General features: G+C 40.4%; 19 protein-coding genes and 1 riboswitch. All 19 genes read left to right on the forward strand.

Annotated features, from left to right (window positions below; genetic code table 11):
* Nucleotides 1-652 precede the first annotated feature (652 nt).
* Nucleotides 653-1,402 (forward strand): nuclease-related domain-containing protein, encoded by a 750-nt coding sequence (locus ACOMCU_RS07275; RefSeq protein ID WP_421049779.1) that lies wholly within the window; start codon nucleotides 653-655, stop codon nucleotides 1,400-1,402.
* 657 nt (nucleotides 1,403-2,059) lie between these two features.
* Nucleotides 2,060-3,418: an aspartate kinase gene (locus ACOMCU_RS07280; RefSeq protein WP_010860917.1), complete on the forward strand. Its 1,359-nt coding sequence runs from the start codon at nucleotides 2,060-2,062 to the stop codon at nucleotides 3,416-3,418.
* 101 nt (nucleotides 3,419-3,519) lie between these two features.
* Entirely contained in the window at nucleotides 3,520-3,702 is a 183-nt protein-coding gene (locus ACOMCU_RS07285) for a hypothetical protein (RefSeq protein WP_421049780.1), read from the forward strand.
* Between the two features lie 284 nt (nucleotides 3,703-3,986).
* Nucleotides 3,987-4,670 (forward strand): adenosylcobinamide amidohydrolase, encoded by a 684-nt coding sequence (locus ACOMCU_RS07290; RefSeq protein WP_010860915.1) that lies wholly within the window; start codon nucleotides 3,987-3,989, stop codon nucleotides 4,668-4,670.
* Nucleotides 4,667-5,623: an adenosylcobinamide-phosphate synthase CbiB gene (gene cbiB, locus ACOMCU_RS07295; RefSeq protein WP_421049781.1), complete on the forward strand. Its 957-nt coding sequence runs from the start codon at nucleotides 4,667-4,669 to the stop codon at nucleotides 5,621-5,623. The genes ACOMCU_RS07290 and cbiB overlap by 4 nt, the downstream gene beginning before the upstream one ends.
* A complete protein-coding gene (locus ACOMCU_RS07300; RefSeq protein WP_421049782.1) occupies nucleotides 5,610-6,695 on the forward strand; it encodes a pyridoxal phosphate-dependent aminotransferase in 1,086 nt (361 codons plus the stop codon). Before cbiB ends, ACOMCU_RS07300 begins: the two co-directional genes overlap by 14 nt.
* A 5-nt stretch (nucleotides 6,696-6,700) precedes the next feature.
* On the forward strand, nucleotides 6,701-7,309 hold the full coding sequence (locus ACOMCU_RS07305) for a histidine phosphatase family protein (protein WP_010860912.1): 609 nt from the start codon (nucleotides 6,701-6,703) through the stop codon (nucleotides 7,307-7,309).
* A gap of 13 nt (nucleotides 7,310-7,322) precedes the next feature.
* Nucleotides 7,323-7,898 (forward strand): bifunctional adenosylcobinamide kinase/adenosylcobinamide-phosphate guanylyltransferase, encoded by a 576-nt coding sequence (locus tag ACOMCU_RS07310; protein WP_421049783.1) that lies wholly within the window; start codon nucleotides 7,323-7,325, stop codon nucleotides 7,896-7,898.
* A gap of 61 nt (nucleotides 7,899-7,959) precedes the next feature.
* Entirely contained in the window at nucleotides 7,960-8,736 is a 777-nt protein-coding gene (cobS, locus tag ACOMCU_RS07315; RefSeq protein WP_421049784.1) for an adenosylcobinamide-GDP ribazoletransferase, read from the forward strand.
* Nucleotides 8,709-9,305 carry a histidine phosphatase family protein gene (locus ACOMCU_RS07320; RefSeq protein WP_010860909.1) on the forward strand — a complete coding sequence of 199 codons (597 nt, stop codon included), beginning with the start codon at nucleotides 8,709-8,711 and terminating at the stop codon, nucleotides 9,303-9,305. The genes cobS and ACOMCU_RS07320 overlap by 28 nt, the downstream gene beginning before the upstream one ends.
* Nucleotides 9,257-9,649, forward strand: coding sequence for a bifunctional adenosylcobinamide kinase/adenosylcobinamide-phosphate guanylyltransferase (locus tag ACOMCU_RS07325; RefSeq protein WP_421049785.1), 393 nt, complete (start codon nucleotides 9,257-9,259; stop codon nucleotides 9,647-9,649). The genes ACOMCU_RS07320 and ACOMCU_RS07325 overlap by 49 nt, the downstream gene beginning before the upstream one ends.
* A 92-nt stretch (nucleotides 9,650-9,741) precedes the next feature.
* On the forward strand, nucleotides 9,742-10,236 hold the full coding sequence (locus ACOMCU_RS07330; protein ID WP_421049786.1) for an ECF transporter S component: 495 nt from the start codon (nucleotides 9,742-9,744) through the stop codon (nucleotides 10,234-10,236).
* Nucleotides 10,233-10,919, forward strand: coding sequence for a hypothetical protein (locus tag ACOMCU_RS07335; RefSeq protein WP_010860906.1), 687 nt, complete (start codon nucleotides 10,233-10,235; stop codon nucleotides 10,917-10,919). The genes ACOMCU_RS07330 and ACOMCU_RS07335 overlap by 4 nt, the downstream gene beginning before the upstream one ends.
* Before the next feature lie 106 nt (nucleotides 10,920-11,025).
* Nucleotides 11,026-11,213, forward strand: a riboswitch (cobalamin riboswitch).
* A 162-nt stretch (nucleotides 11,214-11,375) separates the two neighbouring features.
* On the forward strand, nucleotides 11,376-13,589 hold the full coding sequence (locus tag ACOMCU_RS07340; RefSeq protein WP_421049787.1) for a ribonucleoside-diphosphate reductase subunit alpha: 2,214 nt from the start codon (nucleotides 11,376-11,378) through the stop codon (nucleotides 13,587-13,589).
* Nucleotides 13,590-13,601: 12 nt separating this feature from the next.
* Entirely contained in the window at nucleotides 13,602-14,642 is a 1,041-nt protein-coding gene (locus ACOMCU_RS07345; RefSeq protein ID WP_010860904.1) for a ribonucleotide-diphosphate reductase subunit beta, read from the forward strand.
* A gap of 264 nt (nucleotides 14,643-14,906) precedes the next feature.
* A complete protein-coding gene (locus ACOMCU_RS07350) occupies nucleotides 14,907-16,640 on the forward strand; it encodes an ABC transporter ATP-binding protein (RefSeq protein WP_010860903.1) in 1,734 nt (577 codons plus the stop codon).
* Nucleotides 16,637-18,451, forward strand: coding sequence for an ABC transporter ATP-binding protein (locus ACOMCU_RS07355; RefSeq protein ID WP_421049788.1), 1,815 nt, complete (start codon nucleotides 16,637-16,639; stop codon nucleotides 18,449-18,451). Before ACOMCU_RS07350 ends, ACOMCU_RS07355 begins: the two co-directional genes overlap by 4 nt.
* Nucleotides 18,452-18,653: 202 nt before the next feature.
* Nucleotides 18,654-19,193 carry a sigma-70 family RNA polymerase sigma factor gene (locus ACOMCU_RS07360; RefSeq protein ID WP_421049789.1) on the forward strand — a complete coding sequence of 180 codons (540 nt, stop codon included), beginning with the start codon at nucleotides 18,654-18,656 and terminating at the stop codon, nucleotides 19,191-19,193.
* Nucleotides 19,184-19,570 carry a PadR family transcriptional regulator gene (locus tag ACOMCU_RS07365; RefSeq protein ID WP_421049790.1) on the forward strand — a complete coding sequence of 129 codons (387 nt, stop codon included), beginning with the start codon at nucleotides 19,184-19,186 and terminating at the stop codon, nucleotides 19,568-19,570. The genes ACOMCU_RS07360 and ACOMCU_RS07365 overlap by 10 nt, the downstream gene beginning before the upstream one ends.
* Nucleotides 19,571-19,573: the final 3 nt, after the last annotated feature.

The raw sequence follows: 19,573 nt of genomic DNA on the forward strand, positions 1-19,573 counted from the left end.
ACATTCGCTGCTAGAGCTACAAAAAGAGGCAAATAAATTTTACGGTTTAACATCATCTGAAACATTAAAAATAGCGCAAAGTTTGAAAAAAAGCTAATTACCTATACGCGGACAGAGTCAAAGCACTTGCCGACAAATTTTGCAGCAGGTATACATCAGCATTTGCAGGCACTTTCATCAATTCCAAACTATACACAACTTGTAGAAAGCCTAGAACGTGGCATATTCAAAAAGTAATGCACTCAAAGCACTACGTCGATGATAAAAAATTGATGGAACACCATGCGATTACGGTGACGCATATGATTCCTAAACTTGAAACCTTACGCCTGTTGAACAGAAAATTTATCATTTAATTGCGAAGAGGCTTCTAGCAATTTTTATGCCGCCTTATGTATTAGATAAAACAGTGGTGTTGTTATCCTCAAACGGTGAATGATTAAAGGCAAGTGGCAATGCGGTCATAGAGTAAGGATTCACTTCTTTATATGAGACTCATCGCAACAGATGCAAAAAAATTACTAAAAGGCACAGAAACGCGTGACATTCGTTTTACCTGAAAAAGCTGGAAGAAGTGTAACAAAATTAAAATTAGAAAGCGGTAAGTTAACGTTTGTCTTTGTTCAGACGGTTTCGAGTGGAAAGGGCAAAAATGGCTAAAATTTATCATCATGAGCGACAACTAGAAAGAGATATACGGCATTTAAAGCACAAACAAATTTTCAACCGTCTGTTATGTATAGTCGGTATATGTGTGGTCTTTTTTATCGTTTGGCAGTGGCAACAGGTGTTGCTAATACTTGTTGCTATGGTAATTGCGGGACTATTTAAGGCTAGGCAATTTTCTTTAAGCAAGCAGCTTGGTAAGGTGACGGCTGGTCTCGCTGGAGAAGATAAAGCGTTACAAATTCTGGGAAATCTTCCTGCAACTTTTTCGGTTTTTCCAGATATTCAGCTTGTAGTTGATGGACGGACAAGCCAATTAGACACAATTATTGTTGGGCCGACTGGTATTTTTGTGGTAGAGGTGAAAAATCATTCTGGCATAATTGAGGGGAATACGAGTGAGCGAGAACTACTGCAATTCAAGCGTGACGGGCACAAAAAAACTATGTATAACCCAGTGAAGCAGGTTGCCACACATACATATCGCTTGCATCGTTATTTGTGTCAACATGGTTTGGATTTATGGATACAAGGAACGGTCTATTTTGCGAATGATACAGCGAGAATTGAAGTCGCTAACCATACTTCGACGCCCATTTTTTCGGCAAAAGACAACGGAAGTAAGCGTTTGCTTTATTATATAGAAGAAAAACCTGGTCGGGTACTATCAAGTAGTGAGCAAAGATCAGTTGAAAAGTTGATAAAACATCTATTAAAACAACAAGCGAGCAAATGACGCTTTTAATAAGAAGGATGCTTGTGAATGGCTAGATTGATTTCGGTAAGATAGTCTTTAAAATAGCGAGAAATGGCAAGGCTAGGTTTCCACCAGATGTGAGCCTAGTTTTTTTGCTTTGTGTTAAATCATGATATCTGTCTGTATCACTCCTTGTCCTTATGAATGATTTGACAGAATTAATTCATCCGATAGTACAAACACACCGACTTTTTCCGCATATTATAATGAATGAAAGTAAACGTTTACTTTATTGAAAGTGAAGGAATTGAAGATCAAGTGATTTCACCATGAAAGCAAGGAACAATTAAATGGTTGATGCTAGGCCATTTAGCGCAGCAAGCGGGCTTAGCAGGCTCGTTTTTTTTGTGTGTGAAGTATAAATTTTATCGAACCTATCGAGATTTGTTAAAGCTAGTTCAGGCAAAGTTTTACCCGAAAATGTGAGCTAGACGAAAAATTTTGCAAAAACCTTAACTATTTGCTACGAAATCCGTATAATAAATCAAACAGTACGAAAATTGTCCATTTTTCATTGGTAAATTGCGTGAATTTTTTAAATTGTATTGACGTAAGGAACGATAATTTGTACACTGTGTACATTCAATTGTTTTGTGGAGGAATACAATTAATTTTAAAAGTTAGGATTTGATAGATATGATCGTATGTAAATTTGGTGGAACATCTGTAGCAAGCGCAGAACAAATTCAAAAAGTAGCAAACATTGTAAAATCTAATCCGGCACGTAAAATCGTAGCCGTATCAGCACCAGGGAAACGCTCTAATGATGATATAAAAGTAACTGATTTACTAATCGATTTAGCGAATGCAGCATTAAATAATGATGACATAGAACAAAAATTACAAACAGTCGTGAATCGATATAAAACGATTGCAGATGGTTTAAAGCTAGATCATGCGATTTGTGATGTGATTGTTGAAGACTTGCGTGAACGTGTACAGGGCGATAAGTTGAACGAAGAATTATTTATCGATAACTTAAAAGCATCTGGAGAGGACAATAATGCAAAGTTAATCGCAGCTTATTTCAACTCAATCGATATGCCAGCACGTTATGTAAGTCCAAAAGAGGGTTTGGTGGTAAATGATTTACCGGAACGTACATTTGCTTTACCGGAAGCATATGCCAATTTAGCTCCATTAAAAGACACTAAAGAAATTATTGTGTTCCCTGGTTTCTTCGGTTACACTAAAGCGGGCATACTGCGTACTTTTGACCGCGGTGGCTCTGATATTACAGGCTCTATTTTAGCAGCAGCTGTTGAAGCCGAGCTTTATGAAAACTTTACGGATGTGGATTGTGTGTTCTCCGCGAATCCGAAAGTCGTGAATGATCCTGTTGAAATTAAAGAAATTACGTATCGCGAAATGCGCGAATTATCCTATGCAGGCTTTTCAGTGTTCCACGATGAAGCGTTAATGCCTGTTTATAAGATTGGGGTGCCCGTTAACATAAAAAATACAAATAATCCATCAGCCCCAGGTACCCGTATTGTACCGAATCGTCCTGCAACAGGTCGTCCGGTAACAGGTATCTCGGCAGACAGTGGCTTTTCAACTTTATATGTCTCTAAATATTTAATGAATCGTGAAGTAGGCTTTGGTCGAAAACTTCTACAGATTCTAGAAGATGAAAATATTTCATATGAACACACACCATCTGGATTAGATGATATTTCGGTTATCATGCGTTCAAATCAACTATCAGTAGAAAATGAAGCGCGTATTCTAGCCCGTGTGAAAAACGAATTGTATGCAGATGATGTGCAAATGCGCCATGGTTTCTCGATGATTGTTATTGTAGGGGAAGGGATGCGTAATAACACAGGTCTTGCGGCTCGTGCAGCAACTGCGATTTCAAAAACAGGTGCTAACATTGAAATGATTAACCAAGGTTCCTCTGAGGTAAGTCTAGTATTCGGCGTTTTACAAGAATTTGAAAACCAAATTTTACAAGCCCTCTATGGAGAATTCTTTGCCCATGTGCAAGCGTAAATTACTTACACTAATTCAAGCGATTGCTGCTTGAATTAGTGTTTTCTTTTTAGCTAGAATGCGGTAAAATCGAGGGCGTACATAGTTAGGAGGATATTATCTTGAAAAATTTATCGATCGGCATGTTATTTTCAGTTATAGGGATATTATTTGTATGCTTAACAATTATGGATATTTTACCGTCATCAACAAAAACGTCAAAATTTGTCTATATTGGCATCGGTTGGGTGTTTATTATTGCAGGTTCTATCATTCGCTTTAAAAATCTAAAGCAGAAACAATAAAGAAATACTCCTTGAAATTGACGTGTTATAAATCGCGGAATTATGATACAATTTCAAAGAAAAGAAATTATTAGAGTATTATGAAGTTGTTGCTCTGTACTATAGAAAACATACAGAAGGTTCAAATTTGCAGTGTATTCATAATTATAGAATGAACAGTACAAATTCTTCTTTGTAAGAATTTGTTTTTTTATGTACTTCGAGACTACTAGATAAACACTTAGACTGACCAAAAAATAGAATTTTCAATCTATAGTTAGTTTCAAATTATAGGAGGCAAGATGATGGCGGTGCTACACAAGGAAGATATACAGATATTTGATCAATATGTTGCCATCCAGACAGCATCACCTATGAAGGTTGTATCTTCAGCTATGCATAATCCTGGTTTCGGCTATTATACACATGTAATGAATCGCTCAGTACCTTATACTTATGACGAACGAAAACCACATCAGGAATTACAGCGTTTTTTACAGTCAGAAGGTTTTCCTATTGACAACACGGTTGCTATGATGACGGCTGTATATGCACGTTATGCAACAATACGTGAGTATCTATATGAAGGTATTCATCTTGTTATTATGATAACAGCAGGATTAGGCAATGCTGTCGATATAACGCGCGCTTTTCATCGTCAGGAGCAGTATCACGCTGGCACGATAAATACATGGGTGCTGATCAATGGCAAATTGTCGGACGAGGCATTGTTTCAGGCAATGATTTCTACTACAGAAGCAAAGGTGAAGGCACTCATTGATGAAAATATTGCAGACCCTACAACGGGCACACAGGCAACAGGTACTTCAACGGATAGTTTGCTAATTGCTTCGACAGAAGAGGGAGACTACCATCAATATGCGGGGCCAATTACAATGCTTGGTAAGGTTATCGGACATGGCGTTTATGAAACGATGCGAGAGGCCATTCAAAAATATAAAAAAGATAAAGAGGAGAATCCACTATGATTGTCTTAATCATTGCCTGTATCATCGGGCTCGTATTTGATTTAGCTGTAGGGGATCCTCCTAAAATGCCACATCCTGTGCGCTGGATTGGCAAGCTTATTCAATCTCAAACAGAATTATGGAATAAAGGCAACATGCGCAAAACGCGTGGCACGGTGATGGCACTTGCTGTTGTGGGCACGACTATGTTTGTTGTCACTGCAATCTTACTCCTTAGCTATCAGGTTAGTTTAATGTTTGGCATAATCGTAGAAGGTCTATTGATTGGTATTGGACTTGCACAACGAAGCTTGAAAGAAGCAGCGATGGCCGTCTATGAACCGCTTGTGAAAGGGGATTTTGCAGAGGCACGTGTTAAACTATCATGGATTGTCGGACGTGATACAGAACAGCTAGACGAAGATGAAATTGTACGTGGAGTCGTAGAAACAGTGTCTGAAAATACAAGCGATGGGGTAACGGCACCGTTATTTTATGCCTTTTTATTTGGAGCTGTCGGTTTATGGGGCTATAAGGCGGTTAATACGCTCGATTCCATGATTGGCTATAAAAACGATAAGTATAAAGACTTTGGCATGTTTGCAGCAAAACTTGATGATGTCGCAAATTTTGTGCCAAGCCGCTTAACAGGATTACTGATGGTGCTCGGCACGAAAAATGAAACAAATGTATCACTTGGAAAGCGTTTAAAACGTTGGACGCAGGATGCTAAAAAACATCCAAGTCCGAATAGTGGCTATTTGGAAGCGGCTACAGCCGTTCAGTTGGGTGTACAGCTAGGTGGGAAAAATGCATATCAAGGTGTTATTTCCTATCGAGCGACGATGGGTGAGAAGTTAGTCCCTTTAACGAAGGAACATATTGCAACGTCGGTTACTCATATGCGTATTGCCACATTGCTCTTTACACTTGTCATGTTAGCAATGGAGGTGTTGATTTTTGCAATTGCCTAATCACGGAGCCAATCCGCAAAATGTCTATCATCGATTGGGGCTGACTATGCCCACAGAAGTATATGATTTTAGTGAAAACGTCAATGCTGCTGGACCGCCTATGTTTGTAGAGGCGCGCTGGCGGACGTTTTATCCGTTAATTCAACGCTATCCTAATCCGGATGGAGAGCCTTTTTTATCAAAGGTAGCCAAGTTCCACGATGTTGACAAGAATTCATTGCTTCTTGGAAATGGAGCGTCTGAGTTATTTAGTGTCCTGGCAAGACGCTATGCAAATAAGCGTGTGATTATCGTGCATCCAACATTTTCTGAATACGAACGGACGCTGCAAGCAGCAGGCGCGGTCATTGTACCAATTCTAGTGGAAGATATTATTCACTACATTTTGCCAATGGAACGTCTGCAACGAGAAATGATTGACGCTGATGCTCTCTATATTTGTACGCCCAATAATCCAACAGGCGTGTTACCGAAGAAAGAGGAGCTTGTGCAATTAATGACCTACGGGGCGCAAGTGAACTGTGAGCTTGTACTAGATGAAGCATTTATAGACTGGGTAAGTGAAGATCACTCTTTGATTGACTATGTAATCACTAACCCCCATGTCATTGTTGTCCGCTCCATGACGAAAATGTACGCTATTCCAGGGTTGAGACTAGGGTATTTAGTAGCAAGTAACACCGTCGTCTCGGAACTAAAGGCGATGCTTTCTCATTGGAATCTCAATGCTTTTGCACTTGTGATAGGTGCAGGCTGTTTAGATGAACAGGAATACTGTCAACAGGCAATAGCTTATGCACAAACACAGCGGGAGTGGCTCCAGCGCTTCTTACAAGAAAATAGTTGTCAGGTGACAAGGAGCGTGACGAATTATGTTTGCTTTGCATTACCACAAAATCAACAAGCTGATGCATTTTTCGCCTATTGTCTAACAAAGGGTGTTGTACTACGCCATACGAAAAATTTTATGGGATTAAATGGCGAGTGGTTCCGTATAGGGATAAAGGATATTACGGCCATGAGTTATTTGCAAAACTGTTTACAAGCGTGGTTTAAAACGTATAAGGGGTGAGAAAAGTGACGACTTTTTTTCTAGTTAGACACGGTGAAACAGAATGGAATCAAGAACATCGATTACAGGGATGGCTTGATTCCCCCTTGTCGGAAAAGGGCATTTTACATGCTAAAAAGCTTGGGGAACAATTAAAAGATATTCAATTTGTTGCCGCCTATAGTAGTTCTAGCGGTCGTGCTAAAGAAACATTGAGTTATTTAATAGCAGATCGAGCGCTCCCTTGTTACTTTGAGGATGATTTACGTGAGATTTTTTTAGGCAACTGGCAAGGAAAGACGATAGAGGATATCCTAGTCACTTATCGTTTCGACTATGAGCTGTATACTGACTATCCTGCACAATTCATCGCAACCCATACCGAAAGTTTTGGCGCGGTAACGGAACGAGCAATGTATACGCTTAAAAATATTGCGGAAAAGTATCCATACGAAAATGTGTTAATTGTGTCACATGGTGTGACCATAAAATGCATCATCAATGCAATTTTAGAGCGCAGTATACATCAGCTTTGGGCAACACCTATTATTGAGGGGACAAGTGTGACCATTATTGAACGACTTGATGAACAATGGGTGGTAAAAGATATTGGCAATACCAAACATTTTCAATAGGGAGGCGATTCCATTGTCACTTACGTTTATAACAGGTGGAGTACGTAGTGGTAAATCACATTTTGCTGAAAAAGCTGCTATTCGTCACTATCAAAGTGAGTCGTTGATCGCCAAACGGCTCATTTATATAGCTTCTGGGCTAGCGTTGGATAGCGAAATGGACAAACGTATTTTGCGGCATCAGGCAGATCGACAGGCGCAAGCTATTGTATGGCACACTCTGGAAGCACCTTATCACATTGAGCTCGCTTTCAATGAGCTATGTGATGGAGATATCGTGCTTTGGGACTGTGTAACAACATGGCTAACAAATGCATTTTATGAGGGTTTTGACATAGGCACATCGTGTGTGGAAAAGCCTGGCTGCTTAGAAAAAAAGCTGCAATCCTTGAAGGAAGCAGTGCTGACGTTACTTGAGCAGCAGGTGACGCTTTTTGTTGTTTCAAATGAACTATTTGATGAACCTCCGTACACAAGTGATGAGGTCGAATTGTATCGAAAAATGCTAGGGGAATTACATCAATGGTTTGTTTCTGTCGCAAATGAGGCATACGAAATAAACTATGGTATCGTAAAAAAATGGAAATGATGAAGTAGATTTTTACTTGTAAATAGGGGTTATTTGAATAAAAAAGAAAGAAGGCAAGGCGATGAAAAATATATGGCATAGCATACTGCTCGCATTTCAATTTTTTACAGTTTTGCCTGTACATAAAGAAATTCCGTTATCTAAAGGGACGATTACAGGGATGTTTGCCTTTTTGCCATGGGTAGGGGCCCTCATGGGAACAGTGGTGGCGGCAACTATTTATAGTTTAACGCAGTGGACGGCTAGTAGTGATGTGCTACTCGCCTTCGTCGTTGTCGGATTATTCGCGTTATTCACTGGTGGACTACATTTAGACGGTTTTATTGATATGGGGGATGCTTATTTTTCGTATCGAGACCGTGACAAGCGGCTTGAAATTCTAGATGACCCACGCGTTGGGGCGTTTGGAGTACTGTCAGTGCTATTTTTAATTCTTGGAAAAATGGTTGTGCTCTATGAACTATTTGCGCAGGAAAAGCTAACGCTGTGGATGCTCGTTTTTATACCATTATTGACACGAGTGGGTATGAGCTTTTACTTCATGTCTCTGAACTGTTCTAAAGAAAAAGGCCTTGCCTATTTCTTCAAAACGCAAATGGAGCAAGGTGTACTAACAGTTGTAATGTTTATAACACTAGTCATTGCGCTTAGTGGGGTTTTCTATGTGACAGGTTTGTCAATTGTCCCACTTATACTTATAATCGTATTGGCTGTTGCATTTGTGTTGTTTCGGCAGTTTACATTACGAAATTTTGGTGGTGTATCGGGTGATTTACTAGGTGCATCAATTGAAGGAATGGAGGTCGTGCTATGGGTGACGTTGTTACTGTGCGCTTAATGCGACATGCGCCCACAAAGGAAAATTTGGAGAAACGCTATATTGGCTGGACAGATTCGCCTTTGGCAGATCCTTCGGTAATTCCTAGTGTAGATACAGCTTTACACAAAGTATATGGCAGTGATTTGCTACGTTGTAGAGAAACAGCCGCACGTTATTTTCCTCAAGCCAGCTATATTTCGGATGCACGCTTTCGTGAGTCTAATTTTGGAGACTTTGAAGGAAAAACCTATGACGAATTAAAGTCAGATAGTTGTTATTGTGCATGGTTAGATGATCCTATTAAAACGATTCCGCCCAACGGGGAAGGCTTTGATGTATTTTGTGCACGTGTCATTGAAGGCTTCAAAGCGTTGCCAAAAGAGGCGGTGGATACTGTACTTGTTGTGCACGGAGGAGTAATTCGTGCGCTGCTTGTGGCCTTTGCCCCCATAGAAAAGCCTTTTTGGTCGTACAATGTACCACATGACCGAATGTATACTTTAAGGTTTTCGCGTGCTGCTTGGAAGGAGGGAGCGCGATGTATGTCTTTATCGGAGGAGCCTATAACGGCAAAACCAACTATGTGATGCGAAAGCTTGAAGGTCAGAAGGTTGCAGTCATGGATGGGGAATTACCAGAATTTGCTCCTAGTTGTGATGTACTCGTTTTAAAAAATTTAGAAACATGGCTTGTGACACAAAATCTAGAAGAGGATGACATCGTTGTCGCTCACCTGTTGACACGACTAAAAATTCTTGAAGAAAATTGCACTCTGTATATAATTGTGACCGATATGGGGCGCGGCGTTGTGCCGATGGAAAAGCAGGCACGATTACTACGTGATACATGTGGACGTTTGTACCAGGCGTTGTTTACTGAAGCTCAGCGAGTTGTTCGTATTTGGTACGGCATCGGAGAACATATCAAATGATTTCGGGAGTATTTGTCACTTGCTATTTATAATAAAGCATTTGGAGAATTACCTGGAAGCATCTCAAAAGATAACAGAAAAGAGGAAATGGAATGGATCGACAAAAATTGATGAGCCTGTCGTTAACTGCGATGGTTGCGGCTATCTGTGCAGTTGGGGCAGTCATTAAAATCCCGTCGTTTGTATCAACGGCGGCACTGGACGCAGCACCTGCATTTTTAAGTGTTGTGTTTCTATCGCCTGTTCTAGCAGGTGTAGCGGGTTTAGTAGGGCATTTTATTACAGCTTTAACGTCTGGCTTTCCGCTCGGCCCTCTGCATATTATTATAGCAGTCGAAATGTTTATTGTAGTATGGGTGTTCGGCGTTATGCATAAAAAGGGCCTCCATTTTTGGAAATGGCCAGTAGCACTTTTATTAAATGGTATCGTCTCACCAATACCATTTTACTTCATTATTAGCCCAGCGTTTTACTGGAGCGCATTAGCAAGTATTTTAATGGCAACAGTTATTAACTTAGTAATCGTCGCTGGGGTAATGCCGATACTTTCAAAAGTGTTCGTCCGTAAAGAAGGGCGAGCTCATTGAGAAATGCAGTGAAAATTGGGGAGCTGATTGTCACAACTGATAATGCCGCGGCAATTGGTGAGAAACCACAAGATGTTGTGTCAGCATCAGATAATCTAACGGCATACTTTACAGCACGTGTCACTTTTTTAGAACAGCTTGCGGCGAATGCGCTACCTGTGCATATTATACTTGCTAATTTTTCGGGGGATGCTGCTTGGTCTCGCTATGTCACGGGAATTGAGCAAGTGTTTGACGAAATTGGTCTTGCTTGCCCACAAATTGGGGGTAGCTCAGAATCCAATATGCCAACTTTACAATCAGCTTTATCCTTAACAATGCTTGGTGTACAGCAAAGTCGTACGAAGTTTGAGCATGACAAGCTTATTTGGTACACATACGGCCTTCCGCTTGTTGGAAATGAAGTGCTTGCTCAGCCTGACGATGTAGCGCAACTTCGGCCTATTTTTAATGCTTGGCGCGATGACATTGTGCAGCAGGTTTGGCCGGTAGGGTCAAAAGGTCTGCAAGTAGAATTCACCCGACTATTTGTTGATCAGCGTGTAACAAGTTCTTTGGATGTTGAGAAAACAGCAGGACCATGTGCCGTCATTTTACTAGGTGTACATCCCGAAAAAGAGCATCTCGCACAAAAAATTTTCACAAGAAATTTTGAGAAACTACGTAGAACTGCATGGTTATAGGGCTTGCTTCCAGCAATAATTTGGATTTATAATAGGCAAAGTTCAAAACGCCTATTGCAACAAGAAACACAATATGTTAGATTTGTTTAGGAGTTAAAACACAATATATAGTATTTGGATGAGCGGTACCATATTGGTTTAAAAGGGAATTCGGAACAAGAGCAATCTTAAGCCGAAGCTGTCCCCGCAACTGTAAGTGCTGACAAACGATTAAAATGCCACTGTGAAAAACGGGAAGGCCATTGTTTGGAGGAAGCACGAGCCAGGAGACCTGCCGATTTGTTCAAGACAGCAACACATTCTTCGGGGATTGAGAAGTGGAGGCGAGAGATTTGTCCACTTTGATGTGTACATGTCCTTCATTTCCATTTCCGATTTACAGCGATCCCGCAACAGATACATGTTGTGTGATCGCTTTTTGTGTTGTCTGAGGGTAGAAAGGGAGAGAATATGTAAATGACAATTCAAATCGAACAGCAAATTGCTAAGTTACAAAAAAGTTACACGGAGGATGAACTAGATAGTTTTGTAAGGTTATCGGATCGATGGCTACGAAAAAACGATAATGCCACGTTTGAAGCATGGGCGGATGCGATGATTTTACAAACGCTAAGTCTGATTGACGAAGAAGAGCCCTTCTGGACATTTGTTGCTGCGCAAATTTATTTAGAGAAGTTATACGATCAATTCGCCATGCGTCGCGGAGTTGCTGTGAAAGATGTTTACAAGGTATTTCCAGCACAACTTGCAAGATATACGGAGGCTGGACTCTATCATCAATGTTTAACAACAAAGTATAGTGAGCAAGAGCTAATTGAACTAGCGTCCTATTTAGAACAAAGCCGAGATGAGCTGTTTACGTACATTGGGTTAAAAACATTAATGGATCGTTATGTGGTACGTGATTATACGAAGACGCCAGTGGAGTTACCACAGGAGCGATGGATGGTCATTGCGATGACGCTTATGCAAGATGAAACTGAAAATCGCTTAGAAAAGGTACGTGAATCCTACTGGGCAATGAGTAATTTATATATGACGGTTGCCACACCGACTTTATCTAATGCGGGGAAAACACATGGACAACTTTCTAGCTGCTTTATCGATACGGTAGATGATAGCTTGCAAAGTATTTATGATACGAATACAGATGTCGCAACATTATCGAAATATGGTGGTGGTATTGGTGTTTATATGGGCAAAATCCGTAGTCGTGGCTCATCCATTAAAGGATTTAAAGGGGCTTCAAGTGGCGTGTTGCCATGGATTAAACAGCTCAATAATACAGCTGTGTCAGTAGATCAGTTAGGACAACGACAAGGCGCCATTGCGGTGTATTTAGATATTTGGCATAAGGATGTCTTTACGTTTTTAGATTTGCGCTTGAATAACGGAGATGAGCGACTGCGTGCCCATGATATTTTCACAGGGCTTTGCTTACCTGATTTATTTATGGAGGCAGTGGAGGCACGAGAGGATTGGCATTTATTTGATCCACATGAAGTACGTGAAGTAATGGGCTTCTCTTTAGAAGATTTCTATGATGAGAAGAAAGGCGAAGGCTCGTTCCGAGAGAAATATGCGGCATGTATGGCCAATCCGCTACTAAGTCGAGAAGTTGTACAGGCAATTGATATCATGAAGCGCATTATGCGTTCTCAGCTGGAAACAGGTGTGCCTTTCATGTTTTACCGCGATGAAGTAAATCGTATGAATCCAAATAAGCATGAGGGTATGATTTATAGTTCAAATCTGTGTACAGAAATTTTCCAAAATATGTCGGCCACTGAATTTGAGTCGATTACTTTAGAGGATGATGTCATCGTCACTCGCCGTAAGCCAGGAGATTTCGTGGTATGTAATTTATCTTCGGTGAATTTAGGGAAAGCTGTACCAGCTAATGTGTTAGAACGCTTGATTCCAATTCAAGTACGTATGCTCGATAATGTAATCGCTTTAAATACAATTCCAGTTAAACAGGCAGAGCGTACGAATGCACGTTACCGTGGCATTGGGCTCGGTACATTTGGCTGGCATCATTTACTTGCTTTAAAGGAAATTCAATGGGAATCAGATGAGGCAGTAGATTATGCGGACAAGCTTTATGAGGAAATTGCCTATTTAACGATTCGCGCATCAAACGACTTGGCACGTGAAAAAGGAGCCTATCCATTGTTTGAAGGATCGGACTGGCAAACGGGAGCGTACTTTGAGAAACGTGGCTATAGCAGTGACAAGTGGCATGCGTTACGTGCAGATGTTGCAACAACGGGTATGCGTAATGGCTATGTGATGGCGGTTGCACCAAATTCATCGACATCTATTTTAGCTGGTAGTACCGCAACGATTGATCCTATTTTCCAAAAGAGTTACTCTGAGGAGAAAAAGGACTACAAAATCCCGGTAACAGTACCTGATTTATCGCCAGTGACGACTTGGTATTACAAATCTGCCTATTTTATTGACCAAAATTGGACCATTAAGCAAAATGCAGCGCGTGCGCGTCATATTGACCAAGGGATTTCACTTAATTTATATGTTCAAAATACAATTAAAGCGAAGGATCTACTTGCATTGCATTTAAATGCTTGGGCAAGTGGTGTGAAAACAACCTATTATGTGCGCTCGACATCAGTAGAGTTGCTAGAATGTGAGTCTTGTGCAAGCTAGGAGGAATAACAAATGACGACAATTACGAAACGACAAATTATGGATAAAGAAGCACCCAACCGTTCGACAGCGATTGTTAACGGGCGTTCTTCTAACATTTTAAACTGGGATGATGTGCGCTTTAATTGGGCGTACCCAAAATATAAAAAAATGCTAGGTAACTTTTGGACACCATTCGAAATTAATATGAGCAATGATGTCAAACAATTTCCTGGGTTGTCAGCGGATGAGCAGGAATCATTCCTGAAAATTATCGGTTTACTTGCTCTATTAGACAGCGTCCAAACGGATTTTGCTGGTAAAGTAGCAGATTATCTAACAGACTCTAGTCTCAATGCCCTTATGATTATTTTAGCGCAGCAAGAAGTTATTCATAATCATTCCTATTCTTATGTTCTTTCAAGTATTGTGAATAAAGATGAACAGGACCGTACATTTGACTTTTGGCGCACAGAGCCAGTACTAGAGCGCCGAAATGATTTTGTCATCAAAGGTTATCAAGCCTTCTCTGAAGAACCAACCGTTGAAAATATGCTAGAAGCGATTGTCTATGATGTGATTTTAGAAGGCCTCTTTTTCTATTCAGGCTTTGCATTCTTCTATCATTTAGCACGCAATCAAAAAATGGTCGCTTCATCAACGATGATTAATTATATTAATCGCGATGAGCAGCTCCACGTCGATCTTTTCGTGAAAATCTATCAAGAATTATTAGAGGAATATCCTGAATACGATACGCCAGAAAGAGCAGCACGTGTGCAAGATATCTTCCGCGAGGCGGTGCAACTTGAAATCGACTGGGCGAATGATGTAATTGGTGATAAAATCGAGGGTCTTGATGTTGAAGATGTCCATGACTACGTGCATTTCTATGCCAATGTACGCTGCAATCAGCTAGGCGTGGATCGCCCATTCGAAGGTTATCGCAAAAATCCATTGAAATGGATAAAGGCTTACGAGGATGTTGACTTAGGTAAAACAGATTTCTTTGAACAACGTTCACGCCAATATGTGAAGGTAAATGTAGAAGATAACGGCTTCGATGATTTGTAACAAAGCACCACGTGGGCGAAAGCTCGCGTGGTTTTTTCATGACTTCAGTGCAGGGAGAGGAAAGAAAAGCTCGGGTCAGCTGTGGAAGCGCTCGGGTTAACCCAAGAACTACTCAGCTCAGCATCGCACAAGCAAATAACTTACCGCGCTCTGCCTCAAAAATTTATTAGGAATGCTTATAGTGTCACGAAAAAACTTTCGCAATTGGGAATGATTTTCAGTTATAATTAACAACGAATGGATATAAGGAACGGAGCCGAAAGAATGCAAGTAGTTAAACAATTAGGGCAGTTTTTGGCGCCCTATAAATTTTTTACGCTGATTGCACCGCTATTAATGGTGCTTGAGGTGACAATGGATTTAATTCAGCCGACGATCATGCAACATATGATTGATACTGGTATTGCCAATGGCGACAATCCGTATGTGCTAAAGATGTTCGTATGGATGATTTTAAGTGCAATATTAGGGCTTGTAGGGGGGATAGGTTGTTCCTACTATAGCTCAAAGGCGGCGATCAACTTTGCATCGGATGTACGAGAAAAGCTGTATGAAACGATGATTACCTATTCAGCTAAAGAACGGGATGAGTTCACGACTGGTAAACTGATTACAATTTTAACGAGTGATGTGGAAAGCGTGCAGCGTGCATTTATGATGACGTTACGTATTTTTGTGCGCGGACCACTATTGTTTATTGGTGCGGTTGTGATTGTTTTTGTGACAGCTCGCGAGCTTTTTTCAATTTTACTTGTCATTGTGCCAATTTTAATCGTTGCCATGTATTTTTTCACAAGATATTCAGGCGTGTTATATCGCAAAGTGCAAGAGGCCATTGATGGCGTTAACACAAAGCTTCAAGAGAATTTAGCGGGAATTCGTGTGGTCAAGGCTTTTCGTCGTGAGCAACAGCAAGTTGAGCAGTTCGGCGTGCTGAATGATACGCTTACAAAGCGCTTTATTACAGCAGAGCAAATTGTTGGTGTACTTGTGCCGTTTACGATGTTCATTGTCAACCTGGGAATTATAGCGGCACTATGGCTTGGGGCTATAAAAGTCGAAGCAGGCACGTTGCAAGTAGGAGTCATCCTTGCATTTATCAACTATTTGACAATCATTTTAAATGGACTTATGTCATCTAGTATGGTGCTTATGCAAATTGCACGGGCACTTCCATCTGGCGAGCGCATTGTGGAAGTACTGAACATGGATGTAGCTGTGAAGGAAGCAGAAGATGCACGCAATATACACTTTCAAGGGACTATCGATTTCAAAAATGTTAGCTACCGTTATTATGAGACAGCAGAGGATGTACTGAAACACATCACGTTTTCTGTGAAGGCTGGGCAAACAGTTGGCATTATCGGTAAAACGGGTAGTGGTAAATCAACATTAGTGAAGTTACTACCGCGTCTTTTTGACCCGACAAGTGGGCAAATACTAGTAGATGGTCATCCGTTAAAAAATTATGCTTTGTCAACTTTACGTGAACAGATTGGTTTTACCTCACAAAAAGCATTGCTCTTTTCAGGGGCAATTGAAAAAAATATACGTCTAGGCAAAGAGGAAGCGACTCCAGATGAGTTGCAGTTCGCACTCCATGCTGCTTGTGCGTCCGAGTTTGTGGACAAACTTGAAAAAGGTATGGGACACGAACTTTCCCAAGGAGCGACGAACCTATCCGGCGGGCAAAAACAACGACTAGCGTTGACGCGTGCGTTCGTGCGACAGCCGTCCATTTTAGTACTAGATGATACAACATCTGCCCTCGATAGTGCCTCTGAAAAACATGTACAACAGGCAATTAACGACAATTTTCGAGACACAACAACATTTATAGTGGCGTCTAAGATTGCCTCCATTCAACAAGCGGATGTAATTTTAGTGTTGGAGGATGGCGAAATTGTCGGTCAAGGCACACATCAGCAATTGTTACAGGAAAACGAACCCTATCAAGCGATTTACGCTTCGCAACAAAAGGCTGGTGAACACCAATGACTCAAAGTCAACCAAAGCAAATGAATTTTGGACGTGGGCCACGTATAGGTGGCCCAGCTGAAAAAGCAGCCAATCAAAAAACAACAATATTACGTGTATGGCAATATCTTAAACAGCAAAAAATCGGGCTGTTTTTCTCAATATTTTTCGTCATTGCCTCAACGATATTAAGCTTAGCTGGGCCATATCTTATCGGTCATATCGTAGATGAATATATTATGAAAATGGACATTAAGGGTACGATTCGCCTTGGTATTGTGCTCGCAGTTATTTTTACTGTAGCGTCTATTTTTACATGGTTACAAACGTATGTCATGATTCATGTGGCCATGAAAACCATTCGTACATTACGTCTTGAGCTCTTTAAAAAGCTTCAATCTTTAACACTAAAATTTTTCGATCAACGTGCCCTCGGTGATTTAATGAGCCGTGTGACCAATGATATCGATAATTTAAACACAGCGCTGGCACAAAGTGTAACGCAAATCGTCTCATCAATTTTAACCGTAATTGGCGTCAGCATTGCCATGTTCTCACTTAGCTGGCAGCTAGCGATTGTAACCCTTATTATTATTCCGCTTATCGTTTTTACAACGAAACAAATTGTTAAACGCAGTGGGAAAAATTATGCGGCACGTCAGCGTGATTTAGGGAATCTCAACGGGTATATCGAGGAAATGATTACAGGAGCCGAAGTTGTAACACTTTTCGGCAAAGAGCAGCAGACAATTGAATCATTCCAACAACAAAACGAGCAACTACGCAATTCAGCTCAGCGTGCGGAAATTACATCAGGGTTGCTTGGTCCAATCAATAACTTTATGAATAACTTAGGGTTGGCTGTCGTCATAGGAACAGGAGCATTTTTGGCGGTGAAAGGACTTGTTTCAGTCGGAATTATCGCAGCATTTGTGACGTACACACGTCAATTTTTCCGTCCGCTCAATCAGCTATCGAATTTACTGAATACACTTCAGTCAGCCATTGCAGGTGCAGAACGTGTTTTTGAAATTTTAGATGAACCGTCAGAAGTGGCTGACAAAAAGAATGCACTTGAATGTGAGCGGTTAACGGGCGATGTAACATTCAGGCAAGTATCGTTTAGCTACATGCCGGAAAAACCAGTTTTGAAAAACATTAGCTTCGATGCCAAGGCTGGAGAGACAATTGCACTTGTTGGTCCGACGGGGTCAGGGAAAACGACGATGATTAATTTGCTCACTCGTTTTTATGATGTTGATGCAGGTGAAATCGTAATTGATGGCCATAATATCGAGGATTACAAATTGGCGACAATTCGTCAAAGAGTGGGTGTCGTGTTACAGGATACGTATTTATTTTCTGGTACAATTCGGGAAAATATTCGTTTTGGCAAGCTGGACGCTACAGATGCAGAGGTTGAGGAAGCGGCGAAAATTGCCAATGCCCATAACTTTATTAAGTATTTACCAGCTCAATACGATTCGCCTGTCCAAGCAGGGGGAGCAAATTTGAGTCAGGGGCAACGTCAGTTACTGGCCATTGCACGTGCAATTTTAGAAAATGCCGATATTCTTATTTTAGATGAGGCGACATCTAGTGTTGATACACAAACAGAAGTAGATATTCAAAAAGGACTTCAACATTTAATGCAAGGGCGCACAAGCTTTGTCATCGCACACCGTTTGAAAACCATTGAAAATGCGGACCAAATTCTTGTCATTCAACAGGGCGAAATTGTCGAACAGGGAAACCATCAACAGCTGATGCAAAAACAAGGGGTATACAGTAACTTACAACAAAAATTACTGCTAGAGAGTGTAGAATTATGAGTTGCAAAATAGTCCTGAATTTAAGCTGAACTTTTACTATGCATTTGATTGTTCACTGAAAGATCATATATAGAAAAACCGTTTATAGAACGCGCTTAAGTGCAAAAGAACAATCATTTATCAAAATTTGATGAGTGGTTGTTTTTATTTGCAAACTTCTTACATTTGGAACTCGTCTAATGGTTGAAAAGGAGGAGCATACGTGGATGAATTAATTTTACCACTTGAGAGAACTCAGGTACATATCATGGAGGATATTATGCAAGAGTATGGGCAAGAACTTCTGCAACTTGTCTATGCTTATGTGAAAAATCAGGCAGTTTCTGAAGATTTAACACAGGAAATTTTTGTGAAATGTTTTCAGGCACTTCCTACATATAAAGGAAAATCAACAATTAAAACATGGTTATGGCGTATTGCCATTAATCACTGTAAAGATTATTTGAAAAGTTGGTATAACCAAAAAGTGCATGTGAGCAAAGATGGTTTATTTAATCTTCAAGAAAGTAAAGAAAATGTTGAGAAGACGGTTATTCAACAAGATGAGGATGCTAGACTTGCGGAAAACGTAATGCAATTACCTGTCTTGTATCGTGAAGTGATTTATTTATTCTATTTTGAGATGTTGGCTATTAAAGAGATTTCACATGTGCTTGAAATCAATAGCAATACGGTAAAAACAAGACTCCGTAAAGGTAAAGCATTATTAAAAGAACAGTTGGAGGGACAAGGATGGACTTAAACAATCTGCGTAGATCGATGAAAAAGACAACGTTTAAAGAGCTTGAATTTACGGAACACCATCGCCAAACTGTTCAACAAAAAATAGAGCAACTTGCTTCAATAGAAAATTTACGATTAGCAGTGTTACCACTCCTAATACAACAAAAAACAGGATATGAGTTAACGCATTTACTTCATGCAAGAGGAATGACGGAACTTGAAAAAAATGAAGGGATGCTTTATGTCTTGCTTCATCTGTTAGAGCAGGAAGGCTTAATTCATGCGCATTGGTCGAATGATGGGGAAAAGTTATATGTGCTGAGCAATCAAGGGAAAAAATCACTCGCCCAATCATCATCCACAATGTATACATGGAAAAGTTTATTACAGGGGTGAGAT

Origin of the sequence: Lysinibacillus sp. UGB7, from assembly GCF_049058285.1 — a bacterium.
GTDB classification, from domain to species: domain Bacteria; phylum Bacillota; class Bacilli; order Bacillales_A; family Planococcaceae; genus Lysinibacillus; species Lysinibacillus sphaericus_B.